Source organism: Alteromonas sp. K632G (genome assembly GCF_017653625.1).
GTDB classification, from domain to species: Bacteria; Pseudomonadota; Gammaproteobacteria; order Enterobacterales; family Alteromonadaceae; genus Alteromonas; species Alteromonas naphthalenivorans.
The window spans coordinates 98,005-123,215 of the sequence record NZ_JAGGDM010000015.1 but is presented as its reverse complement, the minus strand read 5'-3'; the positions used below and the strand labels follow the sequence as shown (position 1 = coordinate 123,215).

The window sequence follows — 25,211 nt, the reverse complement described above, 5'->3', positions numbered from 1 at the left end:
CCACACTATCTATCAAGATGTGTGGCTTTGTTTTATCTACACAGTCACTACTGCGGCATAGCTAATCAATCACTGGTTTGAAATCACTAGCTTTTCGTTATCCACACCTATTCTGATAACAGAATCTGGCACCAAATCACCAGAAAGTAACTTTTGTGCTAGCGGGTTTTCTATATGAACTTGAATTGCCCGTTTGAGTGGCCGAGCACCATATACTGGGTCGAACCCGGCATCAGCAAGTTTATCCATAGCTGCACCCGATAAATTAAGCTTATAACCTTTTTCTACTAACCTGGCACGTAGTGCTGCCAGTTGAATTTTGGCAATAGATTTAATTTCGTCTTTGCCAAGAGGATGGAATACCACAATGTCATCAACTCGGTTGATGAACTCAGGGCGGAAATGTTGCCCTACCACCGACATGACTGACGCTTTCATTTCTTCGTACTGACTTTCTTCATGCTGATTTTGAATGATGTCAGAACCTAAGTTAGACGTCATGATCACCACAGTATTTTTAAAATCTACGGTGCGGCCTTGTCCATCGGTCAAACGGCCATCGTCTAACACTTGTAGCAAGATATTAAAAACATCAGGATGCGCTTTCTCTACTTCGTCGAGCAAAATAACAGAGTAAGGTTTTCTGCGTACCGCTTCGGTCAAATAGCCGCCTTCTTCGTATCCAACATAACCAGGGGGAGCCCCAACTAATCGAGCAACCGAGTGACGCTCCATAAATTCCGACATATCAATACGCACCATGGCGTCTTCGGTGTCGAACATGAAACCGGCTAGTGCTTTACATAGTTCAGTTTTACCAACCCCTGTTGGGCCTAAAAATAAGAATGAGCCGATAGGACGGTTAGGATCCGCAAGACCAGCTCGAGAACGTCTGATGGCATTAGACACAGCCTCAACCGCTTCCCCCTGCCCTACTACACGTTTGTGTAATACATCTTCCATCTTAAGTAATTTATCACGCTCGCCTTCTAGCATTTTAGCGACAGGTATACCTGTCCATCGGGACAATACATCGGCAATTTCAACTTCGGTGACCTTATTTTTCACCAACTTAGTTTCTCGGGTTTCATTCTCAGATGCCCGCTCAAGTTTTGCTTCTAACTCGGGAATTCTGCCGTACTGAAGCTCAGACATACGATTTAAATCTGATGCTCTGCGCGCAATCTCTAAATCGAGCTTCGCTTGTTCAAGTGCCGACTTAATAGTTTGGGTACCTTGCATGGCTTCTTTCTCATCAAGCCATACTTTTTCAAAGTCATTGTATTTAGTTTCAGCCTGCTCACGTTCAAGCTCAATCATTTCTAAACGTTTATGGCTGGCATCATCAGTTTCTTTCGCAAGCGCTTGCTCTTCCAGCTTCAGTTGAATAATACGGCGCTCTAACCTGTCCATATCCTCAGGCTTTGAATCAATTTGAATGCGAATACTCGATGCTGCTTCATCAATTAAATCAATCGCTTTATCGGGGAGTTGTCTGTCGCTAATATAGCGATGAGACAAGCTGGCCGCCGCTACAATGGCAGGGTCGGTAATATCTACTGAATGGTGAAGTTCATACCGTTCTTTCAACCCCCGCAAGATAGCAATGGTGTCTTCTACGCTAGGTTCATCTACCACTACCTTTTGGAATCGGCGTTCAAGAGCGGCGTCTTTTTCGATATATTGGCGGTATTCATCAAGGGTTGTGGCGCCGACACAGTGCAATTCACCGCGGGCTAGCGCGGGTTTTAACATATTCCCCGCATCCATAGCACCATCGCCTTTTCCGGCGCCAACCATGGTATGCAGTTCGTCGACGAATAAAATAACGCGGCCTTCTTCTTTAGCTAATTCATTGAGAACCGCTTTAAGGCGCTCTTCAAATTCTCCACGGTATTTTGCGCCTGCCACCAGTGCGCCCATATCTAGAGAAAGTACACGCTTATTCTTGAGCCCTTCTGGTACTTCACCGTTAATAATACGCTGTGCTAAACCTTCAACAATCGCAGTTTTACCGACTCCAGGCTCACCAATCAACACGGGGTTATTCTTGGTTCTGCGTTGCAAAACTTGCACTGCACGACGAATTTCGTCATCGCGACCAATAACGGGGTCGAGTTTGCCTTGTTCTGCGCGCTCGGTTAAATCGGTGGTAAATTTTTCCAGTGCTTGACGCACGTCTTCAGCATTAGGATCGTTTACGGTTTGCCCGCCACGCATAGAATCAATGGCATTTTCAACGTTATCTTTGGTAATGTTAAGCTGCTTTAGAATTTCGCCTAACCGGCCGTTGTCTTGAATAGCGGCAAGTACGAAAATTTCAGAGGTAATATATTCATCTTTACGCTGCTGAGCGATTTTGTCGCACAGGTTAAGCAATATGCCACTTTGTTTACTTAGCTGTACATCACCGCCAATGCCATCAACACTAGCAATGCGGTCAACCGCTTCACTTAACGCCGAGCGAAGTGCATTCACATTTACATTTGCTTGGTCAAGTACGGGTCTTACCGAACCACCTTGCTGATTTAGCAAAGCCGTCATTAAATGTACAGGTTCGATGTATTGATGGTCGCGCCCAAGCGCTAAAGATTGAGCATCCGAAATGGCAAGTTGGAACTTATTGGTGAATCTGTCTAATCGCATAGCTAAACCCTAATAATGTCAAAATACCCTATACATTAGTTATGGGAGCTTATTGAATGAGATTCAAGAGAAACGATTAAAGTTTCGTAAACCTTTGATTTAGCGCAAACCTATTACACTTACCATTCTACCGGTAGATGTCTTGCCTTGATGCGTGGCCCTGCGGTGGGAGTAAAACTGTTTTTCATTGCAGTAGGTGCAAAGCTGACTATTAATGACGGTACCCACATTGAGCGATGCTAGCTGCTGGGTCGCAATGGCGGGTAAATCCAATTTAAACTTAGTGGGTATATCACCTTGGCATAATGCTGACGGATAATCTGCGAAGCGTTGTGCTAACGACGCATCTACTTCATAGCATTGCTGACAAATAGCGGGCCCGATCCAAGCCATTAACTCTGAAGCTTGGCTTGAAAAGTGGTTTACTGTGCGTCTAATAATTTCAGACTCAAGCCCTTTCCATCCGGCATGCACGGCGGCTACTTCCTTACCCGCATTATCACAAATAAGGATAGGTACGCAGTCAGCTGTCATTACCGCACAAAAATGCGTAGTACTTGTGGTATACGCTGCATCGCCTTCTGTCTCGCTAGAAGGCAACGTAACAACATGGTTACCATGAACTTGGTTTAACCACGTAATAGCATTGGCATAGGGCAAACCGGCACGATTTAATGCCACGGCTTTTTTGTCATCACCCACATGGTCACCAATATTGCACTGGGCATACTCCCCACGACTGGCACCTGGGTTATCGAGGTCACAGCCACTACCATCGCGGGTAGTGGTGTAAGCAACCACGTTATTAGGGCTATTCCATTGGGGCGTTATCATACCGAGTTCCGAGATGCAGTAACCATTATTCGTGATTCAGACATACCAGTTACACTGACTAAATCATATCCTCAGGATTTTCTTTAGAGTCTAAGCGTACCGCCGCTAATAAGTCTTGCATATCTTGCGGCAGTGGCGCTTGCCATGTCATCCACTCTTCCGTTTCTGGATGATATAAAGAAAGTTGCGCTGCGTGTAAAGCCTGACGCTGGAAACCCCGTAACGTGTTAACAAAGTCATCAGATGCACCTTTCGGTAAGCGAGGTCTGCCACTGTAGGTAGGGTCGCCTAGTAACGGATGCTTAATGTGGGCCATATGCACACGAATTTGGTGGGTCCTGCCTGTTTCCAGCTTTAAACGCAAATGCGTATAAGCACGAAACTTCTCGATAACACGAAAGTGAGTTACTGCAGGTTTACCATTTTCACGCACGGCCATATGTGTACGCTTAGTTGCATGGCGGCCAATAGGCTCATCCACTACACCACCCGCTACCATAGTACCCATTGCAACGGCTTCATACTCTCGGCTCATCACCCGCGTTTGAAGCTGGTCTACTAGGTGGGTTTGTGCTGGTAAGGTTTTCGCTACTACCATCAAGCCAGTTGTGTCTTTATCTAAACGGTGCACTATACCGGCACGAGGCACTTTATCGATGTCAGGAACATGATTAAGCAATGCGTTAAGCACGGTGCCACTTGGATTGCCCGCACCAGGATGAACCACTAAGTCAGCAGATTTGTTAATGACTAAAATATGTTCATCTTCATAAACAATATCCAATGCAATATCTTGCGCTTGGCTCGTGACCTGTATTTCTATTTCAGCACTAACAGTCACCACTTCATCCATTTGCATTTTATGGCGTGGTACTGTGATAACCTGTCCATCAACGGACACATTTCCGCCTTGGATCCAAGTTTTTAGCTTAGAACGTGAATATTCAGGGAACAAATCAGCTAAAACCTGATCTAACCGAAGACCAAAGTGCTCAGCCCCTGTGGTTGCTTCTAATTGTAATGTGTTGTCCGACTCTGTCATAACACCGATTATTAAGTGTAAAAAGGGTATTATAACAAGCTTTCAATCGGTACACTGCGTTGTTTACGAATTTGTATGGTTTTTATCATCGCGAGTACGTTAGAATAAGTGAACATGAGCTTAGACAGCGAAGTAATCAATACTGTTTAGCAGGAAAAAAGAACTATTATGAAATCAATTCGATTACTAGCACCTGTGTTATTAGGTGCAATGGTATCTGTCGCAGGCTGTAGTAGCTCCTCCGACGAAGAAGAAAAAGCCGTAATGGCTAATATGGGTGCGCAACAGCTGTATAACAGAGCCAAGCAAAGCATGGAAGTGGGTAACTTCAGTGCTGCAGCCCAGACATTAGGCGCATTAGACTCTCGCTATCCATTTGGTCCGCTTTCGCACCAAGTACAATTGGACCTTATCTACAGTTACTACAAATCCGGTAAAAGTGATGAGACGTTGGCCACTATCGATAGGTTTATTCGTCTTAATCCAAACCACTCAGATGTTGATTATGCCTACTATATGCGCGGCCTAACCAACATGGAGTCTGACAGTAACCTGTTTCAAGATTTAATGAACATTGATAGGACTGACCGAGATCCTTCGAAATCTCGTCAGGCTTTTGAAGATTTCAGACGCTTAATGCAGCAATACCCTGACAGTAAATATGCTGCAGACGCTCGCAAGCGCATGCTTCATATTAAAGACAGGCTTGCACGATACGAAATTGCTATTGCCCGCTTCTATATGCGCAGACACGCTTATGTTGCAGCAGCTAACCGTGGTAGATATGTTATCGAGCACTTCCCTGAAAGTACGCAAATTCAGCAAGCGCTTGAAATCATGGTGTCTAGTTACGAGCAATTAGGCTTGGATGATTTGCGTGGAAACGCAATGAAGACATTAAAGCTAAACTTCCCTGAAAGTGATTTTATTAGCTAATGACGCGAATAACTATATCAAAAAAGCGCAGTTCATAATGAACTGCGCTTTTTTTTGATTTTAAACTTTTACAAAGGAAATATTTGGATGCTGCTATTGCGAAAGGTTAGCGAAAGAAAAGATGACTAAACGGATTAAGAAGGCGCGCTATACCTGAAGTAAAATGCAAAGGCTGATCGACAATAGTAAAAACCAAGCAACCTTGGGTGTTATCTGACCGAGGTGTGTGAGTGTTTTGGCCATCCATAAAGATAAAATCGCCGGAGTCGTAGTTGTTAAGCCCGTCACTGAATTCGCCGTTAATGACTAACGTATATTCGGTGCCTCGGTGAGTATGTTCAGGAACACTTCCACCTTTACCCATGTAAATAAAGTTAGCTACACCTTGGCTACCTAAATCTACTGGTGCTTGCCACAGCTTACCTACCAAGCTAGACCAACCACCTGTCTTCTCTTTATACCGCTGAAGTGTTCGTGGCAAGACAAAGTTTCTACCATCAAGCTCAATAGAATCATTAGCAGCCATGCTGACTTCTGTGTTTGTGTTCTGCTTTCTGGGCGATTGTTTCTGTTGTGAACCGGTATCGGCTTCAACAGATGACGGCGATTGGGTAATTTGCGCAATCATCGCGCTATAATCGGCTTTAAGATCAACTTGCTTAAAACCATTATCTTCTAGTAATGAACCAGCAAGGCGCTCGGTTTCTTGCTCCACAAACCGCTGACATGTGCTACACATATCACAATGTGCGGAAACCATCAGCGAAACGGCCGGCGATAAATCCCCGTCCACAAATGAAACAAGTTGTTGAGCACTTGGGTGGAACCTAATCATTACTCTGCAACATACCTTTTAGTCTTTGAAGTGCCAAACGGGTTCTTGATTTAACCGTACCCAAAGGAATATCTAATTCATCAGCGACTTCTTGCTGTGATTTACCATCAATATAGATTGCTTCGATCACTGCTTTTTGTTTTACAGGAAGCGATTCAAACAAATAACCGATTTGTTCTAATGTAACTTGTTCATCAAGAGGTGCTTCGTTTAAGTCTGCAGTTTGTTCACACAATACTGGCCATAAATCATCAGAACACACATCTTCTTTTCGGTTTTGAAGCTTACGAAGCATATCAAAACGAATGTTTCGAGCAATAGTGAAAATCCACGTAGATGGCGAACCTTTTTCCGCATTAAACAAATGCGCTTTTTGCCACACGTTCGACATAGTGTCTTGAACTAGCTCCATGGCAAGGGCTTCGTTACCCATCTGCTTTAAAGCGTATGAACGAAGTCTTGGAGCAAAGTAATTAAAAACTCGCGCAAAAGATGCTTTACAACGCTTTTGGGCAACTTCTACTAGGTAATCTGACATCTCAACCGCGCATTCTTTCGGTTTAATCGTACTCTTACTTTGTTCTAAAGGAATTCCAACTAACATAAGGTTTCGTCCGTTTATCCGATTCGATTAATATATTTTACAAACAAACGATGAAAGAAGTTCGAAAAAATCGCCAAATCCACATTACAATTGTTTAATGGAATTTAAGAAGTTTTCTCTTAATTCGTTTTATCGAATTAAAGCACAAAGATAGTTAAGTAAGTTCTTGTCGCCACCCTCTTTAAGAAACTGCTGCTTTTGTCCACCATCAACAGGTAACAATTCAAGCCACCGTCTTAACACCCATATAGGGTCGTCAAACTGGGTTTCTTCGTAGAGTGATGCTATCTCCGTATACTTCGCAAAAATTTCTTTCAAACGCTCATTTATAGGCGCTAATTGCTGAGGTGATATTTCGCAGTTCCAAGGCGATACAGAACGACAATGGCCTGTACGTAACCCATCTGATTCAACTGCTACATCAGTTACCTCAACTAACTCTAATCCAGCAACCTTTATGCCAAGCAAGCCGTCATCGAGTAAATCGAAGTCGACAACCTTAGCGTAGGTACCAATCGGATAAATATGTTCATTACGGGATTTATCACCAGATGCGTTTAGCATACACATCACAAACCCTTTATTTTCAGCGCATGCCTGCTTAACCATGCGCGTGTACCTTGGCTCGAAAATACGTAACGCCATGCGTCCTTCTGGAAGCAAGTGGGCAGATAACGGAAATAGTGGAATCGATGTCTTACTCATAAACTCTTAACTCTTTTGGTCATAAGCAATTACGCCACTGTGAACAAATTGGATCGCTAGGGAAAAAATTTCACACTTTAGTCTAGGGGCAATGATCCTACGCGCCGCTTTATTTGTAGAATGACTATATTAAGAAAACGTTAACTAACTCGGTTACGCTTGGAATAATAGAACGATAATCAAAATAGCGTGTATAGTAGTTACAAACATACTTTAACGAGTATTAGCAATAGTAACAAAGAGTTACATAGCTGTTTTACGTTAGCAAATTAACAAAGTGAAGAAGTGATGACTGTATTAGATAGATTCTCAACCATGTACGCCGATATATGCCAAATCACTCTAGATGACTTAGCCGATATATATGCTTCCAACGTTACATTTGTTGACCCTATCACTACCCACCATGGCCTAGATGATGTTCAGAAGTATTTTGCAAACTTGCTCGAGCAAGCCGAGCGTTGTCAGTTTGACATATCGATGATTGCGCCAGTGAGTAGTAACAGTGTGACTCATATTGTTAACTGGACGATGAACCTCAAACTTAAACAAAGTGACAAGCTGATAACCGTAGATGGGAACACCCAACTAACGGTAAAGGATGACATTATTGTTTATCACAAAGATTATTATGATTTAGGGGAAATGGTATATGAACACATTCCTCTGTTAGGCTTCTTTGTGAAGAAAATTAAAAAGAGGTTAGCGAAATGAAGACATTACTCATTACAGGCGCCACCTCGGGTATTGGCAAAGCATTAGCACTTCATGCAGCAGAAAAAGGCTATCAGGTAATTGCATGCGGAAGAAACCAAGGTGTTCTAGATGAACTGGCCTCGAAACCAAATATTAAGCCGCTCAAATTTGATGTCACTTCTCTTGAAGATGCAAAACAGGCGCTACACAACGTAAAGTGCGATGTTGCTATTTTAAATGCAGGCACCTGCGAATATGTAGATATTGATGAATTCGAGTCAGATATGTTTAGACGCGTTTTCGAGACCAACTTTTTTGGGGTAGTTCACTGTGTAGAGGCGCTAATTCCTTCATTAAAGAGAGGAAATAAGCTAGTCATCGTGGATAGTATGGCTCGCCTTCTCCCGTTTACCCGTTCTCAGGCTTATGGGGCGAGCAAGGCAGCCCTTCACTATTTTACGAAAAGCTTAGAGGTAGATTTACACGACCGCGGTATAAAGGTTCAAGCGGTATCACCAGGCTTTGTCGAAACCCCTCTTACTGACAAAAATGACTTTGATATGCCAATGAAAATTACGGCCACTGAAGCGGCGGAGTCTATGCTCAAAGGTATTGAAACCGACAAGCAAACCGTTTTTTTCCCCCGCATGTTTGGCCTCATACTTCGGTTTATGCATATTTTACCGGTTGGATTACAAAAAAAATTATCACTATCAATGCGAGAAAAGCAGTAGAGCACAATAACAATGACAAAAAATGTAGCGATTATTGGGACAGGCATTTCAGGCCTGACTTGCGGGTATTTGTTAAATGAAACGGCTGATATAACGGTTTATGAGGCCAATGATTACATTGGAGGGCACACCGCCACTAAGAAAATCAATGATGATGGCATTGAACGAAATATCGATACCGGTTTCATTGTATTTAATGATTGGACCTACCCTAGATTTATAAAGCTGATGAAGCAACTTGATGTTGCATACCAACCTACCGAGATGAGCTTTTCTGTTACCAGTAAGAAAGCTAACATCGAGTACAATGGTAATACGATTAACAGCCTATTTGCACAGCGTAGAAATATACTACGCCCGAGGTTTTGGCGCATTGTACGCGACATTCTGAAGTTTAATAAAGCTTGTAAAGCTTTTGTCGCCGAGAAGAGAGACACTTCTTCAATGACACTTCAAGATGTTATTAACGAGCTAAAGTTAAGTGATGACTTTGCGCGCTACTATATTTTGCCCATGTGCGCCGCTATTTGGTCTGCAAGTCTCGCCCAAACTAGGCAGTTCCCGCTGACTTTCTTTCTTCAGTTTTTTAACAACCACGGTTTACTCAATATAAGTGACAGGCCACAGTGGTATACCATTAAAGGTGGCTCTAGCACTTATATCCCTCCGTTAATCGCCAGTTTTCAAGACAAGATAAAGCTATCATGTGGCGTTACTAATGTTAAGAAAGTGGGTGATACGTGGCAGGTTACTGACACATCTGGCGCTCAAGCCATATTTGATCACGTTATTTTTGCTTGTCATAGCGACCAAGCATTGGCCATGCTAGATACCCCCACCGACGCTCAGCAAGCTGTGTTGGGCGCCATTGGCTTTGCTGAAAACGATGTCCTCATGCACAAAGATACAAACCAACTTCCTAAGCGCAAGCTTGCATGGGCAAGTTGGAATTACCGCTTAAAAGACGATGCTGACGAGGAAGAAAGACCGGCTTCGGTGACTTACGATATGAATATTCTCCAGCGATTAGACGCAGCTAATACCTACTGCGTCACCCTTAATAACACGGATGAAATTGATACAAGCGCGGTATTGGGTAGCTATCAATATGCGCATCCTCAATTTAGTGAAGTTATGGTGAACGCACAACAGCGCCGAAGCCAAATATGTGGTGTGGATAATCTGCATTTTTGCGGCGCCTACTGGTATAACGGCTTCCATGAAGATGGTGTGCACAGCGCATTAGATGTATGCGAGCGATTTGGAGTTAACCTTTGATGGATAGCGCTATTTATGAAGGAAAGGTGTATCACGAGCGCTTTTCACCTACCCAACATAAGTTCGACTATCATATTTATTTGTTCTGGATAAAATTAAACGAAGTCGATGCATTGCCAGCAGCCTTGAAACACTTCTCTGTTAATTCAAAAGCGAGAGTGCGCTTCAAACGTGAAGATTACTTAGGTGATAGCAACACGCCATTAGACCAAAGCGTACTAGAAAAAATGAACAGTTTAAGTGAGGATACCTTAAGCGGTGATGTATATATGCTTGGGCAGCTTCGTATGTGGGGAATGTATTTCAGCCCAGTTAATTTTTACTATTTAAAGGGTAAAGACGATGCCTTTACCCATGTATTAGCAGAAGTCAGCAATACCCCTTGGAATGAGCGGCATTACTATTTGGTAGATTTAGCCGTGCAAGCAGATACACCAAAAGCGTTCCACGTATCGCCGTTTAACCCCATGGACATGACGTACAAATGGCGAATAACACAACCTAGCCAACGCCTATCATTAACGATGGACTGTGTTCGAGGCGAAAAAGAGTTCAATGCTGGAATTAATTTAACACGGCTTTCATTAGATAATGCGAATCTAAGTCGGGTTATGAAACGTATACCTAGTATGACCATTAGAACAATGATTGGCATATATTGGCAGGCGTTAAAGTTACTTATAAAGCGTACGCCACTTTATAACCACCCTAAGAAAAGTCAGGAATAATAACAACATGTCTTCCGGTGAATCTGTATTTAGTACCCCTTCAGAAGCGTCTCTTTTAGACAAGGTTTGTAGGCGCACATTTTTAAAGTGTTTAGAGAAACTTCCACATGGTTCACTTACCATTATGGAAAATGGCAGCACAATTGCTTCAATGGGTAACCCCAATGACGATTTACACGCTACGATTAATTTCAAAGACGTAAAGGCGTATCGCCAGTTATTATTGGGCGGTAGCTTGGGTGCAGGTGAAGCCTATATGGATGGCCTGTGGGAAAGCGATAATGTAACGGCAGTTGTACAAATATTTGCGCGTAACCTATCTACCCTTGATGCTTGGGAAAACAAGTTCAAGTGGATTTCCATGCCGATTCTGAAAATTCAGCACTTTGCCCGCCGTAATACTCAAGATCAAGCCAAGAAAAACATTGAAGCCCATTACGATTTGGGTAATAAACTTTACACTCGTTTTCTTGATAACACCATGATGTATTCATCGGCTATTTATCCTGATGTGAATGCCAGTTTAGAAGAAGCGCAAAATCACAAACTTAAAACAATTTGTGACAAGCTTCAGTTAACCGAAAGTGACCATCTTTTAGAAATAGGCACTGGCTGGGGTGGTTTAGCGGTATATGCAGCCAAGCATTGTGGTTGTAAAGTGACCACCACAACTATCTCTGAAGAACAGTATGCGTGGGCAGAGCAGTGGATTGAGCGCGCACAAGTGTCTGATAAAGTCACCTTGTTGAAAAAAGATTATCGCCTGCTAGAAGGTAAGTACGACAAGCTGGTTTCAATTGAAATGATTGAAGCTGTAGGAAAAGATTACTTAGGTAACTTTTTTGAGAAGTGTTCATCGCTGCTTAAAGACGATGGGCTAATGTTGCTACAATCCATCACCATTGATGATAGACGTTACGAAAGTTACGCCAGCAGTGTGGACTTCATTCAAAAATACATTTTCCCTGGTGGATTCCTTCCCTCACAGTATCAGTTAAACGCTCATTTAAAGCGCTATAGCGACATGATGATTAGAGACCTGCATGATATCGGATTAGATTACGCTCAAACCCTTAATCATTGGTACGAAGCCTTTATTAGCGCCAAAGAAGCATTACTCAACGATGGTTATGATGAACGTTTTATGCGTATGTGGATTTACTATTTAAAATACTGTGAAGGCGGTTTTTTAGAAAGAACCATTAGTACGGTGCAATTGGTAATATCTAAGCCACATCACAGGGAGGCACTGCAACGTTAGTTGCCTATAAAAAACAACGTTAGTTGACTATAAAAACCCACGTTAATTGCCTATAAAAGACAACTTCAAACTAAAAGGGCGAATCATTGATTCGCCCTTTTTGATTTTGTATTTTGCTTAGCAACCTATTCATCAACCACTGATATAGGTTGAGAAGTCATTGGTTTACCTTGATTGATATTAATCTCTACCCGTCTGTTCCGTGCTCTATCCGCCGGTGTTGTTGCATCTTCCACCATGGGGTCGGTATCGGCCTTGCCGACTACAGACATTCTGCTTTCATCGAACCCCGGCGCTGTTCGCATGGCTTCAGCTACGGCTACGGCACGCTGAGACGATAAATCCCAATTAGAACGATAGAGTTCATTAGCAATGTGTTGTCCGTCACTATGCCCTGAGATTTCTATTTCCCCTGGAACGTCTGCTAATAACACACCAATTTTGCGTAAAATAGGCTGAAATTGAGGTTGTAAAAATGCAGAACCGGCAGAAAATGAACCGTTCTCTCTAATGCGAATAGTCAACTGCTGACCTAAAGATTCCAATTCTACTGCGCCATCGAGAATTTGCTTTTGTAACTGCTGCGCTACTTTTTTCATTAACTCAGCAGTTTGTGTTTGATCTGAACTTTGCGACTCTGAGGACGACTGATCGGTGGCGGTTTGTTGTGACTGCCCCCCTCGCTGCTCACCCCTTTGCTTCTGCCTACCGCCGGATGAATCTTCGTCACCCGCTTGGAACTCTAGCATCTGCTGAGTCATTTCGATTGTTTGTTGCTGAATAGTGTCGATGGGCGACGGATCTGGACGACCAGGCCTAAACTCCATCGCAATAACACTCGTCCCTTTTGGGATGTCTTTCACTTCAATTTTGTTTTGCACACCAAAGGCAAACTTCATTGAGCCGGCGATTTGCTTGAACTTCAGTACATCCATTTCTGAAAATGAGAGCAAGAGTACAAAGAAGCACATGAGCAACGACATCAAATCAGCAAAGGTCCCCATCCATGCAGGAAGCCCTTCGGGAGGACATTTTGGGCACTCTTCTTCAGCCATTATTCGTCCTCAGCGCCCGTACCGCGTTTACTTGCCGCCAGATAATTTTTCAATATACCTTCGATAACACGCGGGTTTTGCCCATCGGCAATCCCTACAATGCCATCGAGCACTAACATTTGGTTAAGCTTTTCTTCTTGTGCGCGGTTTCCGAGCTTTACCGCCATGGGTAGGCAAATAATGTTGGCAAGAAATGCACCATACAAGGTGGTTAATAGTGCTACCGCCATTGCTGGCCCAATTGATTTAGGATCATCCATGTTAGAAAGCATGGCCACCAGACCAATCAGAGTTCCAATCATTCCCATTGCTGGTGCGATATCACCCATGCCTTTAAAAATGGTGGCACCAAACTCGTGTCGCTCGGTGGTCATAGAGATATCTTTCGCTAAGGTTTCTCTGACCACTTCTATGTCGTGACCATCAACTAACATGTCTACGCCTTTTTGCATAAACGGATTGTCTATTTCAGCTTCTTCTAATGCAAGAAAACCGCCTTTACGCGCTGCATCTGCCATCTCAACAATTTTTTCAATAAGATCTTCAGGCGTATCAATTTTGAACATGAATGCTTTGCCTGCAATTTTACCTGCACCAAAGAACTGCCCTAAAGTGTATTGGGATAAAATAACGAAAAGGGTGCCACCAAATACGATCAAGATAGACGGTACGTTGATGAACATGGCAATACTGCCACCCATAACCATGGCCATTACTACAAAGCCGATGGCGCCCAACATACCTATGACGGTTGCTAAATCCACTCACTCTTCCTCATTTTTTGCAGACGCTGCATACTATTACTCGTATTCTATCGGCATTGTATAGAATTTCTATAACAAGATTATCGCAAATTGCCTTAATTATTGTATACATAATGAGGTTAGTCGAACTTTAGGCGGTAGTTTTTAATACAAAGAGTTGCTTCACAAAACGTTATCATAGATAGCTGCAATAGGGCATATATTGACAAACCATTTGACCCTTTGGCTACCCTCAGTTAATGTGCGCGTAATCCAAAAAACGCCTAAAAATGAGTGCGATTGTGACGAAAGTGACGAAAAAGACAAATTCTCCCTCGTTTGAGGAAACCCTTACCGAATTAGATGCAATCGTTAATGAGATGGAAAACGGTGAGTTGCCATTAAACGTTGCACTAGAAAAATTCGAGCGAGGCATAGCCCTTTCCCGCGAAGGTCAGAAATCGTTAGAGCAAGCCGAGCAAAAAGTTAAAATTTTGCTTAATGAGCAAGGCGAAAGCGCATTACACCCTCTTCCTGAAGACGAGCAACCTTAAGCCTCGTGTCGCAACAAACAGGTATAGTATGAATTTCACTGCATTGCATCAGCAAGTTAAGCAGCAGACCGATACGTCGTTAAATACGCTTATTGATGACCTTCCCCACGACGCGCCGCGGCTTAAAGAAGCAATGCGTCACGCGTTGTTGGTGGGAGGAAAGCGTATGCGACCTTTACTGGTTCAAGTTATCGGCAACACCCTGGATGTGCCTAAAGGCGATCAAATGGCTATTAGTATGGCCATTGAGTGTGTGCATGCTTACTCGCTTGTACATGATGACTTGCCAGCCATGGACGATGACGATTTGCGTCGCGGCCAGCCGACTTGTCATATTGCATTCGATGAAGCCACCGCAATATTAGCCGGTGATGCATTGCAAGCGCTTGCTTTTAGCACGTTGGCAGATGCGCCTTTAAGTGATTTCGCAACCAATAAACGTGGCGAGTTACTTTCTGTGTTAGCCCGCGCCGCTGGCTATCGCGGTATGTGTGGCGGGCAAGCAATCGATTTAACCAGCACGGGTGAAGAAATAAGCCTTGAGCAGCTTAAGCGACTGCACAATTTGAAAACCGGCGCCCTACTTCGTGCATGTGTTGAAATGGTATCTATTGTTTCTCAAGACCTTGATAGCAACAGTAAAGCAGACTTATTAGCTTATGCCGACGATATTGGTCTTGCATTTCAAGTCCAAGATGACATTCTTGACGTAGAAGGTAATAGTGAGCAATTAGGAAAGCCAGCAGGCTCTGACATTGCTTTGGGTAAGAATACCTTTCCTGCCAAACTTGGCATTGAAGGTGCAAAACGAGAACTTGATAAGCTGCATCAGAATGCCCTTCAAGCCTTGGCTCGTTTACCCTACAATACAGACAGTTTAATTGCGTTTAGCGAACTATTGGTAAAACGAGACCATTAGTTCTGCAACCATGTTGAAAAAGATAATAAATAATGAGTTTAGACCTCCAACATTACCCCACGCTTGCTATTGCGCAAACGCCGGATAAGTTAAGACAGTTACCGCAAGAGAAATTGCGTGAGTTGTCAGATGAATTACGAGAATATTTACTAAATAGTGTAAGCCAAACCAGTGGACATTTTGCGTCGGGCTTAGGCACGGTCGAGCTTACTGTGGCCTTACATTATATTTATAACACGCCTATCGACAGATTGATTTGGGATGTGGGTCATCAGGCCTACCCCCATAAAATTCTTACGGGTCGCGCTAAGCAAATGTCGACGATTCGACAAAAAGACGGCTTACACCCCTTCCCTTGGCCTCCTGAGAGCGACTACGACACTTTTGCTGTAGGCCATTCGTCTACGTCTATCAGTGCTGCACTTGGCATGGCGGTTGCCGCCGAGCAAGAAGGCAAAAACCGTAAAGTGGTTGCCGTAATTGGTGATGGTGCGATTACCGCGGGCATGGCATTTGAAGCGATGAACCATGCTGGTGACATCAATAAAGATATGGTTGTGGTGTTAAACGACAACGAAATGTCTATTTCTGAAAACGTAGGTGCGCTTAATAGTCACCTAGCTCGCTTATTAACGGGTAATGTTTTCAACTCTATTCGCGATGGCTCTAAAAAACTATTAAGCAATGTACCGCCTATCAAAGAATTCGCTAGTCGCGCAGAAGAGCACCTTAAAGGTATGGTAGTGCCCGGCACAATCTTTGAAGAGCTTGGCTTTAATTACATAGGCCCTATTGATGGCCATGATGTAGATGCCGTTGTAGATACCTTGCGTAATATGCGCAAATTTAAAGGTCCGCAACTGCTTCACGTGGTCACTAAGAAAGGTAAAGGGTACGCCCTTGCTGAAAAAGACCCGATTAAATTCCACGCGGTGCCTAAATTTAACCCTGCCGATAACGCGTTGCCAAAAGCGAAGCCTTCAGCGCCAACTTTTTCTGCTATTTTTGGCGATTGGTTGTGCGATATAGCAGCGCAAGATCCTAAATTGATGGCGGTAACGCCTGCCATGCGTGAAGGTTCAGGCATGGTCGCGTTTTCGCAGCAATACCCTGATCAGTATTTCGATGTAGCCATTGCAGAACAACATGCGGTTACCTTTGCTGCGGGCTTAGCCAAAGACGGGTGTAACCCAGTAGTTGCGATTTATTCGACCTTTTTACAGCGTGCCTACGATCAGCTTATTCACGATGTGGCGTTGCAAGACTTGCCTGTTTTATTTGCCGTTGACCGAGCCGGTATTGTGGGGGCTGATGGCCCCACCCACCAAGGTGCGTTTGATATTGCCTTTTTACGCTGCATACCAAATATGATTGTGATGGCACCATCTGATGAAAATGAATGCAGACAAATGCTTTATACAGGTCATAAAGCACAAAAACCTGCGGCGGTACGCTACCCTCGCGGTGCTGGAATGGGCATTACCCCTGACACCGCAATGACCGAGTTACCTATTGGTAAATCGAAGGTTAGCCGCGCTATTACCGGCAAGCCATCGAAAAAAGCAGCCATATTGAATTTCGGCACACTCTTACCTAATGCATTGGCAGCTGCCGAAGCTATTGATGCTACGGTTATTGATATGCGCTTTGTTAAGCCGCTCGACGGCCAGGCTATTGAGAAAGCGGCGGCAGAACACGATTTGCTTATTACCTTAGAAGATGGCTGTATAGCCGGCGGAGCAGGCTCTGGTGTGCTTGAGTACTTGCAACAGCAAGGTATTATGAAACCTGTTCGTACATTAGGGCTTCCAGACAGCTTTGTTTTACAAGGTACGCAACAGGAAATGTACAAAGAGCATGGACTAGATATCGAAGGTATTACCTCCACACTTAGAAGCTTACTGAGCTAGCTGTTTGCTTTCACTCTAGCTCAATAGCCTTTAAAAACAAAAAGCCCGCAGTTGCGGGCTTTTTAATATGTACAAATTTTGCGTATTATTGCACGAACTTATCTTCGTCCAATTTAAAACAAGGTGGTAAATGCCGGCCACATCATCATCATAATATGTAAACACGCACACGCCATAGCCCCAGCCACTATATCATCAAGCATAATGCCTGTACCGCCGTGTAAGCGCTTATCGATAGGCCCTATTGGCCAAGGTTTTAAAATATCGAATATGCGAAACAGCACAAATCCTGCTAGCAAAGACGGTGCAGTAATAGGTACAAATAAGAAGGTAATAAACATACCTGCCACTTCGTCCCACACAATAGAACCGTGATCATGCACCTGCATATCATCAGCGGTTTTTCCGCACAGATAAATACCAAAAATTGAGGCGAAAACAGTGAAAGCGATAAATACCATCACAGGCATGTTGGCCGACAATATAAGTAGTGGTATTGCTACCGCAGAACCAAAGGTTCCAGGCATAAACGGGATAAGTCCGCTACCAAACCCAAGCGCTAAAAAGTGCACTGGATTTTTCATGCTAATTCTAGCGCGATATTCTTTTTGCATAAAATGCTCTATTAGCTTCTAGAAAGTATGTTCGTAGCCATTTTCATTGGTTGGTGTAAACGGCTGATTGTCTTTTAGCAAAGACAACTGACCCGCTTGCCCAGTAAGCTGACCAATGCAAGTTGCTTTCACACTACTACCGCCCATCGAGGTTTCAAAGTTACCTCGCTGTTCTTCACCTACGGTAAAGATGAGCTCATAGTCGTCGCCTGCTGACAGTGCATATTCGATCGCTTGGGCATTATCTACGGCACTGGTTAACGCTCTCGATAAAGGAAGCTTATCAACATGTACGTTTGCACCACAGCCTGATGCTTTCAAAATGTGGCCTAAATCAGAGATTAAGCCATCAGACACATCAATACACGATGAAGCAATACGACGAAGTGCCGTACCCATTGCTACTCGAGGCGTAGGGTAATAATGACGATTAATAAGCACATCTCGCGCTTCACCGGCCACGTTAAGTTTATTTTGCAGAATATCCAAGCCAGCACCAGCATCGCCTAAGGTGCCTGTAACATAAACCCAATCACCGGGTTTTGCATTACTGCGGGTCAGTTCGGAACCGGGTGGTATAAACCCTTGCGCCGTAATGGTCATGGCCATCGGGCCCTTAACGGTATCGCCACCAATTAACTGCACAGAATAGTACTGCGTAAGCTCGTACAAACCATCTACGAACTCGCTAAGCCATTCATCATTCACTGTTGGCAACGACAGCGATAAGCTGATCCAAGCAGGTTCAGCGCCCATGGCGGCTAAATCGCTCAAATTCACCGCTACGGTTTTATACGCAACCGATTTTGCTGGCGCATCTTCTAAGAAGTGCACACCTGCAACCAAAGTATCTGTGGTAACGGCTAATTGTTGATTACTAGGAACGTTAGTTACGGCACAATCATCACCGATACCAATAACTACGTCTTTACGAGTGTGGCCGCCATCAGAGAAGTAACGGCCGATAAGATCAAATTCTTTCACGATAGTCTATTAAACCCTTGTGACATCCAATGCCACTGTACAAGGTTAATCGCGTTCGTCTTTACGCAACGAGCGAACCGCTTTATCAAGCGCACCATTAATGAATTTATGACTTTCTTCGGCCCCGAAAGACTTCGCAAGTTCAATCGCTTCATTAATAATTACGCGATAAGGCACATCCTTACGCTCTGTAAGTTCCAGTGTCGCAATGCGTAAAATAGCCTTTTCGATTGCATCTAGTTCTTCAGGCAAACGGCCCAGGTACGGCTTAATAGTCGTATCTAAGTGGCTAGCGCTGTGCGCCACACCGCGAAGCAGTGCCTGAAAATAAGCCATATCAACTTTCTTCATATCGTTACTGGTCGCAAGCGCCAGTTCAATTTGTTGAATATCGTTATGACTCATTTGCCATGAATAGATGCCTTGAAGGGCAAGTTCACGGGCTTTACGACGAGCTGAAACTTTCACTTAATTTTTTACCTTAAAGCTTTTCAACAGCATCGATAACGTTAACCATCTCAAGCGCACCTAAGGCTGCTTCAGCGCCTTTGTTGCCTGCTTTGGTTCCAGAACGTTCGATAGCCTGTTCAATAGAATCTGTAGTGATAACGCCAAAAGATACCGGTACACCGTATTCTAGCGATACTTGCGCTAGGCCTTTGTTACATTCGCCTGCAACAAAGTCAAAATGAGGTGTGCCGCCACGAATTACCGCACCTAGTGCAATAATGGCGTCAAAAGATTTTTTCTCAGCAAGTTTCTTAGCAACAATAGGCAACTCATAAGCACCTGGAACACGAACCACTGTGATATCGTCTTCATTCACTTCGCCGTGACGGTCTAATGTGTCTAATGCGCCTTCCAATAAGCTCTCAACAACAAAGCTATTAAAGCGTGCAACAACAATAGCAATCTTCTTACCGGTCGCTCTGATATTACCTTCAACTACTTGCATGATTTCATTCCTCGAGAAAAACGGCGCGAAGTATACCACAACTACGCCCAAACTAAATCGATTGTTTCTTTTACTCTGCTACTTAGTTCATTAGCCGCAGCCAAGTGATAAGGAGGGGGAGTGCCTGCCGTAAACCCTCCACCGCATGGATGCGGTGGCGGAGCGTACATGGATGTATTCACCGCGTGTTTGCGGCAGGCGCTCCCCCTCCTTTATAAACCGCTCAGTCGTGAACGTACTCAACCACTTCTAGGCCGTAACCTGACAGCGCATGATACTTAATAGGTTTACTTAGCAGGCGCATTTTTTGTACGCCAATAGAGGCTAAAATTTGGCTACCCACACCAATAGTACGTGACGAGCCTTGCCAATCAGCACCCGTTGGACGTTCGCCTCTATCTTCTGCGGCAAAGCGACGAACTTGCTGTTCAATTTGCTCATCTTTACCAAGCAATACCAGAACACCGCCTTCATCAGAAATTTTTTGCATTCCTTCAGATAACGTTAGTGAGCGATGAATACCTCGGGTAGAGCCCAACAAGTCACTGAAAGTGTTATGCAGGTGCACGCGAACCAGTGTTGGGTTTTCAGCGCTAACTTCCCCTTTCTTTAAAGCAAAGTGTAGCTGATTATCAATACTGTCTTTAAAAGTATGAAGCTCGAAATCACCATACTCTGTGGGTAGGTTGCACTGAGCAACCTTTTCGATGGTGGTTTCGTTTAAATTTCTGTACTCGATTAAATCGGCTATGGTGCCAATTTTAAGGTCATGTTTCTCGGCAAATTTCTCAAGCTCTGGACGACGTGCCATTGAGCCATCTTCATTTAGGATTTCAACGATAACACCGGCCGGCTCTAACCCTGCTAAACGAGGTAAATCCACGCCCGCTTCAGTGTGGCCTGCGCGGTTTAATACCCCACCTTCTTTTGCAATTAGTGGAAAGATATGGCCTGGCTGCACAATGTCAGTCGCCTTTGCTTCTTTCGCGACCGCAGCTTTGATAGTTACTGCGCGATCGGCGGCTGATATACCTGTAGTTACGCCCGTTGCCGCTTCAATCGACACCGTAAAGTTGGTAGAAAACTGCGCTTCGTTCTTATCCACCATTAACGGTAAATTAAGACGACGACAACGCGCCTCTGTCATAGGAAGGCAAACTAAACCTCTGGCGTGCGTTACCATAAAGTTAATGGCTTCTGGCGTGACATGCTCTGCTGCCATAATAAGATCGCCTTCGTTTTCACGATCTTCATCATCCATCAAGATAACCATTTTACCTTGACGAATGTCTTCAATAATTTCTTTCGAGGTGTTAAATGCCATAGTTTTTATACTTCTTGTAGGGTTACTTTCTCAAAAATCCGTTCTCAGCCAAAAACGCCATATCAATGTCTTTTGATATCGGTGACGCTGCTTTATCACCCATCATTAAGCGTTCAAGGTAACGTGCTATTACATCTACTTCTAAATTTACAGCGGTGCCTACTTCGTAATGTCCCATCACCGTTTCTTTCAGCGTATGAGGAATTATCCAAAGCATAAACTCAGCACCGTTGACTTCATTCACTGTAAGGCTCACACCATCAACAGTGATGCTGCCCTTATGAGCAATGTACTTGGCTAAAGATGTAGGTGCTTTTACCCAAAATTCAACATAGTCGGTGTGTTTTATAATTTTACTGATCTCGCCCACGCCATCGACGTGACCTGAAACAATGTGTCCGCCCAGTCTGTCAGTGGGTCGCATTGCCTTTTCAAGGTTCACAGTAGAGCCCGTGCCGTAATGGGCAAACCCGGTAAGTTTTATGGTTTCAGCCGATACATCAGCGCAATAATAATCGCTACCCATATCAGTTACGGTAAGGCATACCCCGTTGGTAGCAATACTATCACCAAGCGCTACATCGGCCATATCCAGTGTAGTTGATGAAACCGTTAACCGTATGTCACTACCTCGGTTATCGAGTTTGGTAATCTTGCCTAAAGCTTGAATAATTCCAGTAAACATAATGTTCCTATAAGGCTATTGAGGCGTGTTAAGGGTGTTAAGAAGGTAACGAAGCTTAATATCGTTACCTATTTGTCGACTTTCAATCAGCGACAATTCAATAGCTTGATTCAATTCGGTAAAGGTGGGTAAAGATACCATACTCACCCCTTTGTCTCCCAATAGCTTAGGTGCTTGATAACAGATGAGTTCATCTACTTCACCAGCTATCAGTAAGGCGCCAGCTAAACCCGGTCCTGCCTCTACCCACACTTCATTAAACTGCATGTCGCCTAACTGCAGCATCAATTTACTGATATCCACTTTACCGTTCATCGCATCAACGGTTAGGTGTTGGCGGTTGTCAGTATCGGCGCTATTTTGGGTAGATACCACGAAGGTGGGATGACCATCGTTCATGCACCTGTAGTCTCTTGAAAGATCATCGGCACTATTCACAATTATCCGCACTGGCTGGCGAATAGCCTCCAATGGGTAATGTGCAAACTTCGCTTCGTCTGGTCTGACTAATAGACTAGGATTATCGGCTTTTACCGTTCCCGATCCTGTTAACACCGCGCAGCTTTGTGCACGGTAATGCTGTACATCTCGTCTAGCTTCTGGCCCAGTTATCCATTGACTATTACCATTTTGAAGCGCAATTTTTCCATCCACACTTATGCCTAATTTCACTCGCACATAAGGTTTGCCAGTTAACATGCGCTTGATAAAGCCTGGGTTCAAAGCGGCAGATTCTGCCGACATAATATCGGATGACACCTCAATGCCCGCATCTTGTAACATGCGAATACCATTACCGCTGACATTGGGGTTAGGATCAGTCATGGCAATAACTACTCGCGAGACTTGTGCTTTTATCAGTGCTTCTGCGCAGGGGGGCGTTCGTCCATAATGACTACATGGCTCTAGTGTCACATAGGCTGTAGCGCCTTTTGCTTTTTTCCCTGCTTCACGAAGGGCATGAATTTCTGCGTGAGGGGTGCCGGCTTGGACATGAAAGCCTTGGCCAATAGAGTCATTGTTATTATTAACAATGACACAACCAACACGGGGATTAGGAGAAGTTGTAAATTGGCCTTTTTGCGCCAATCGAATGGCTTTGGCCATCCAATAATAGTCAATTTCAACGGCCTTACCCGGCAAGTCACTGGAAGAGCTACTATTGTGGTCTTTGCCTACGTCGGTATTTGAGCCGCTATTTATATGAGCATGGGTAGTATTAATTGACACTGCAAATCCCGTGGTTAATCCCCTAGTCTGGCTATTTCCTCACCAAACTCTCGGATATCTTCAAAGGAACGATAAACAGATGCAAACCGCACATAAGCGACCTTATCTAGCTCTTTTAGCGCTTTCATGATTAGGTTGCCTAACAGTTCACTCCCCACTTCTCGTTCGCCGGTTGCCCGAAGCTCTGACTTAAGTGACAAGATACACTGCTCAACTTTTTCTGTACTCACTGGGCGTTTTTCTAGCGCGCGCTGTAAGCCTGCACGAAGCTTATCTTCGTTGAAAGGCTCTCGTGAACCATCACGTTTAATAACACGCGGCATTACGAGTTCGGCACTTTCGAAGGTCGTAAAACGTTCATGACACATTGCGCATTCACGACGCCGGCGCACCTGATGCCCCTCTGCCACTAGGCGAGAGTCAATCACTTTTGTTTCTTGTGCTGAACAAAAGGGGCAAAACATGAGCGATCCTTAACTTACTATTTACTACGCGTTAGCCTGTGTTTGTAGAGACTAACGCGTGGTAACTTTTCTTATCTAGGTTGCTTACGCGTAAACAGGGAACTGTTCACAAAGTGCAACCACTTCACTTTTAACACGGTCAATAACGCTGTCATCACCCATATTATCTAGCACATCACAAATCCATGTAGCGACTTGTTTGGCTTGTTCTTCTTTAAAGCCACGACGAGTAATAGCTGGGCTACCGATACGCAATCCACTTGTAACAAACGGTGAGCGAGGATCGTTAGGAACCGAGTTCTTGTTAACGGTAATGTTAGCCGCACCAAGGGCAGCATCAGCATCTTTACCCGTAATATCTTTATCGATAAGATCTAACAGGAACAAATGGTTTTCAGTACCATTAGATACAATTTTGTATCCGCGTTCTTGCATTACCGCCACCATCGCTTTTGCGTTCGCAACAACCTGTGTTTGGTATTCTTTAAAATCTGGCTGAAGTGCTTCTTTAAACGCTACTGCTTTTGCTGCAATAACATGGCACAAAGGACCACCTTGGTTGCCCGGGAATACTGAGCTTTGAAGCTTTTTATAAATCGCTTCGTCACCACAGGCAGACAAAATTAGTCCACTTCGTGGGCCCGCTAAGGTTTTATGTGTGGTTGTAGTGACTACGTGTGCGTGCGGCAGAGGATTTGGGTAAACACCCGCTGCAATCAAACCTGCTACGTGCGCCATATCAACTAACAAGAAAGCGCCAACACTATCGGCGATTTCACGGAATTTTGCCCAATCAACAACACCTGAGTAAGCTGAGAAACCACCAATAATCATTTTTGGTTTATGTTCTTCTGCTAACGCAGCAACCTGTTCGTAATCGATTTCACCGGTTTCGTGGTTCAAACCATACTGAACGGCATTGTAGGTTTTGCCCGAAAAGTTCACATGAGAACCATGAGTAAGGTGACCACCTTCAGAAAGGCTCATACCAAGCACAGTATCGCCAGCATCAAGCAATGCCATAAATACCGCTGAGTTAGCTTGTGAACCTGAGTGAGGCTGCACGTTAGCGTAATCTGCACCGAAAAGCTCTTTTGCACGGTCGATAGCAAGTTGCTCAACCACATCTACGTGCTCACAACCGCCGTAATAACGCTTGCCAGGATAGCCTTCAGCATACTTGTTAGTAAGTTGAGAGCCCTGTGCTTCCATAACCCGCGGGCTACAGTAGTTTTCAGAGGCGATAAGTTCGATATGCTGTTCCTGACGGACAACCTCTTTAGCCATTGCATCGGCTAGTTCTGGATCAAAGTCAGCGATATTCATTTCGCGAGGTAACATGAGGACTCCTTAACGGCGTTAATTTATGGCTTGTTCGTGGCTTATTCTAGTCATTTTCAAGGGCTTGTATACCGCTTTATGACCAATTTAATTTAAATGGCGCAGGTTTAACGAATTCCCTGCGCTGTGACGTG

Annotated in this window: 26 protein-coding genes; 9 read left to right on the top strand and 17 right to left on the bottom strand. The window is 44.1% G+C overall.

Translation table 11 applies throughout. The features are described 5' to 3' along the window. Window positions 1-69: 69 nt before the first annotated feature. The 3 genes from clpB to rluD all read right to left on the bottom strand — a co-directional run bounded on the left by clpB (window position 70) and on the right by rluD (window position 4,522). Window positions 70-2,646, bottom strand: a complete 2,577-nt coding sequence (gene clpB, locus J5X92_RS15195) for an ATP-dependent chaperone ClpB (RefSeq protein WP_013783385.1) — start codon at window positions 2,644-2,646, stop codon at window positions 70-72. A 99-nt stretch (window positions 2,647-2,745) separates the two neighbouring features. Continuing rightward, window positions 2,746-3,480, bottom strand: a complete 735-nt coding sequence (gene pgeF / locus J5X92_RS15190) for a peptidoglycan editing factor PgeF (protein WP_013783384.1) — start codon at window positions 3,478-3,480, stop codon at window positions 2,746-2,748. Between the two features lie 58 nt (window positions 3,481-3,538). After that, on the bottom strand, window positions 3,539-4,522 hold the full coding sequence (rluD, locus tag J5X92_RS15185; protein WP_013783383.1) for a 23S rRNA pseudouridine(1911/1915/1917) synthase RluD: 984 nt from the start codon (window positions 4,520-4,522) through the stop codon (window positions 3,539-3,541). A gap of 168 nt (window positions 4,523-4,690) precedes the next feature. On the opposite strand from rluD, the gene J5X92_RS15180 reads away from it, so the two are divergent. Further along, window positions 4,691-5,458 carry an outer membrane protein assembly factor BamD gene (locus tag J5X92_RS15180; protein ID WP_013783382.1) on the top strand — a complete coding sequence of 256 codons (768 nt, stop codon included), beginning with the start codon at window positions 4,691-4,693 and terminating at the stop codon, window positions 5,456-5,458. 106 nt (window positions 5,459-5,564) lie between these two features. Here the strand turns inward: J5X92_RS15180 and J5X92_RS15175 are convergent, their stop codons facing one another. From J5X92_RS15175 to J5X92_RS15165, 3 genes are all read right to left on the bottom strand, one after another. Beyond that, complete coding sequence (locus J5X92_RS15175; protein WP_013783381.1) at window positions 5,565-6,293, bottom strand: ChrR family anti-sigma-E factor; 729 nt, start codon at window positions 6,291-6,293, stop codon at window positions 5,565-5,567. Further along, entirely contained in the window at window positions 6,286-6,897 is a 612-nt protein-coding gene (locus tag J5X92_RS15170) for a sigma-70 family RNA polymerase sigma factor (RefSeq protein ID WP_013783380.1), read from the bottom strand. The genes J5X92_RS15175 and J5X92_RS15170 overlap by 8 nt, the downstream gene beginning before the upstream one ends. Before the next feature lie 129 nt (window positions 6,898-7,026). Then, on the bottom strand, window positions 7,027-7,602 hold the full coding sequence (locus J5X92_RS15165) for an LON peptidase substrate-binding domain-containing protein (RefSeq protein ID WP_013783379.1): 576 nt from the start codon (window positions 7,600-7,602) through the stop codon (window positions 7,027-7,029). Window positions 7,603-7,890: 288 nt separating this feature from the next. Between J5X92_RS15165 and J5X92_RS15160 the strand changes: the two genes are divergently transcribed. Genes J5X92_RS15160 through J5X92_RS15140 form a run of 5 tightly spaced genes read left to right on the top strand, consistent with a single transcriptional unit; the run spans window position 7,891 to window position 12,299 of the window. Then, window positions 7,891-8,316: a nuclear transport factor 2 family protein gene (locus J5X92_RS15160; RefSeq protein WP_208806043.1), complete on the top strand. Its 426-nt coding sequence runs from the start codon at window positions 7,891-7,893 to the stop codon at window positions 8,314-8,316. Next, the gene (locus J5X92_RS15155; protein WP_013783377.1) at window positions 8,313-9,032 is read left to right on the top strand and encodes an SDR family NAD(P)-dependent oxidoreductase; all 720 of its coding nucleotides are present in this window, start codon (window positions 8,313-8,315) and stop codon (window positions 9,030-9,032) included. Before J5X92_RS15160 ends, J5X92_RS15155 begins: the two co-directional genes overlap by 4 nt. A gap of 12 nt (window positions 9,033-9,044) precedes the next feature. After that, the gene (locus tag J5X92_RS15150) at window positions 9,045-10,310 is read left to right on the top strand and encodes an FAD-dependent oxidoreductase (RefSeq protein ID WP_013783376.1); all 1,266 of its coding nucleotides are present in this window, start codon (window positions 9,045-9,047) and stop codon (window positions 10,308-10,310) included. Next, complete coding sequence (locus J5X92_RS15145; RefSeq protein WP_148259075.1) at window positions 10,307-11,038, top strand: DUF1365 domain-containing protein; 732 nt, start codon at window positions 10,307-10,309, stop codon at window positions 11,036-11,038. The genes J5X92_RS15150 and J5X92_RS15145 overlap by 4 nt, the downstream gene beginning before the upstream one ends. A gap of 7 nt (window positions 11,039-11,045) precedes the next feature. Continuing rightward, the gene (locus tag J5X92_RS15140; RefSeq protein ID WP_208806041.1) at window positions 11,046-12,299 is read left to right on the top strand and encodes a cyclopropane-fatty-acyl-phospholipid synthase family protein; all 1,254 of its coding nucleotides are present in this window, start codon (window positions 11,046-11,048) and stop codon (window positions 12,297-12,299) included. Window positions 12,300-12,424: 125 nt separating this feature from the next. Here the strand turns inward: J5X92_RS15140 and J5X92_RS15135 are convergent, their stop codons facing one another. Together J5X92_RS15135 and pomA are read right to left on the bottom strand one after the other, a co-directional pair. Further along, window positions 12,425-13,354 carry a flagellar motor protein MotB gene (locus J5X92_RS15135; RefSeq protein WP_013783373.1) on the bottom strand — a complete coding sequence of 310 codons (930 nt, stop codon included), beginning with the start codon at window positions 13,352-13,354 and terminating at the stop codon, window positions 12,425-12,427. After that, complete coding sequence (gene pomA / locus J5X92_RS15130; protein ID WP_013783372.1) at window positions 13,354-14,118, bottom strand: flagellar motor protein PomA; 765 nt, start codon at window positions 14,116-14,118, stop codon at window positions 13,354-13,356. The genes J5X92_RS15135 and pomA overlap by 1 nt, the downstream gene beginning before the upstream one ends. A gap of 290 nt (window positions 14,119-14,408) precedes the next feature. Between pomA and xseB the strand changes: the two genes are divergently transcribed. From xseB to dxs, 3 genes are read left to right on the top strand one after another with little or no spacing between them, the layout of a single operon-like run. Continuing rightward, complete coding sequence (gene xseB, locus J5X92_RS15125) at window positions 14,409-14,651, top strand: exodeoxyribonuclease VII small subunit (protein WP_083820182.1); 243 nt, start codon at window positions 14,409-14,411, stop codon at window positions 14,649-14,651. 28 nt (window positions 14,652-14,679) lie between these two features. Then, window positions 14,680-15,570 carry a (2E,6E)-farnesyl diphosphate synthase gene (gene ispA, locus J5X92_RS15120; RefSeq protein WP_013783370.1) on the top strand — a complete coding sequence of 297 codons (891 nt, stop codon included), beginning with the start codon at window positions 14,680-14,682 and terminating at the stop codon, window positions 15,568-15,570. 32 nt (window positions 15,571-15,602) lie between these two features. Further along, on the top strand, window positions 15,603-17,480 hold the full coding sequence (gene dxs, locus J5X92_RS15115) for a 1-deoxy-D-xylulose-5-phosphate synthase (protein ID WP_013783369.1): 1,878 nt from the start codon (window positions 15,603-15,605) through the stop codon (window positions 17,478-17,480). Between the two features lie 113 nt (window positions 17,481-17,593). Here the strand turns inward: dxs and J5X92_RS15110 are convergent, their stop codons facing one another. The 9 genes from J5X92_RS15110 to glyA all read right to left on the bottom strand — a co-directional run bounded on the left by J5X92_RS15110 (window position 17,594) and on the right by glyA (window position 25,077). After that, window positions 17,594-18,094, bottom strand: a complete 501-nt coding sequence (locus tag J5X92_RS15110) for a phosphatidylglycerophosphatase A (protein WP_013783368.1) — start codon at window positions 18,092-18,094, stop codon at window positions 17,594-17,596. 18 nt (window positions 18,095-18,112) lie between these two features. Next, window positions 18,113-19,078, bottom strand: a complete 966-nt coding sequence (thiL, locus tag J5X92_RS15105; RefSeq protein ID WP_013783367.1) for a thiamine-phosphate kinase — start codon at window positions 19,076-19,078, stop codon at window positions 18,113-18,115. 45 nt (window positions 19,079-19,123) lie between these two features. Beyond that, a complete protein-coding gene (gene nusB, locus J5X92_RS15100; RefSeq protein WP_013783366.1) occupies window positions 19,124-19,546 on the bottom strand; it encodes a transcription antitermination factor NusB in 423 nt (140 codons plus the stop codon). Between the two features lie 13 nt (window positions 19,547-19,559). After that, complete coding sequence (gene ribE / locus J5X92_RS15095) at window positions 19,560-20,033, bottom strand: 6,7-dimethyl-8-ribityllumazine synthase (protein ID WP_013783365.1); 474 nt, start codon at window positions 20,031-20,033, stop codon at window positions 19,560-19,562. Window positions 20,034-20,256: 223 nt separating this feature from the next. Then, on the bottom strand, window positions 20,257-21,357 hold the full coding sequence (gene ribBA / locus J5X92_RS15090) for a bifunctional 3,4-dihydroxy-2-butanone-4-phosphate synthase/GTP cyclohydrolase II (protein ID WP_126873461.1): 1,101 nt from the start codon (window positions 21,355-21,357) through the stop codon (window positions 20,257-20,259). A 22-nt stretch (window positions 21,358-21,379) separates the two neighbouring features. Continuing rightward, window positions 21,380-22,042 carry a riboflavin synthase gene (locus J5X92_RS15085; protein WP_013783363.1) on the bottom strand — a complete coding sequence of 221 codons (663 nt, stop codon included), beginning with the start codon at window positions 22,040-22,042 and terminating at the stop codon, window positions 21,380-21,382. A gap of 15 nt (window positions 22,043-22,057) precedes the next feature. Then, entirely contained in the window at window positions 22,058-23,185 is a 1,128-nt protein-coding gene (gene ribD, locus J5X92_RS15080) for a bifunctional diaminohydroxyphosphoribosylaminopyrimidine deaminase/5-amino-6-(5-phosphoribosylamino)uracil reductase RibD (RefSeq protein ID WP_338455991.1), read from the bottom strand. Window positions 23,186-23,286: 101 nt separating this feature from the next. Next, a complete protein-coding gene (gene nrdR, locus J5X92_RS15075) occupies window positions 23,287-23,736 on the bottom strand; it encodes a transcriptional regulator NrdR (RefSeq protein WP_013783361.1) in 450 nt (149 codons plus the stop codon). Between the two features lie 84 nt (window positions 23,737-23,820). Then, a complete protein-coding gene (gene glyA, locus J5X92_RS15070) occupies window positions 23,821-25,077 on the bottom strand; it encodes a serine hydroxymethyltransferase (RefSeq protein ID WP_013783360.1) in 1,257 nt (418 codons plus the stop codon). Between the last annotated feature and the right edge of the window lie 134 nt (window positions 25,078-25,211).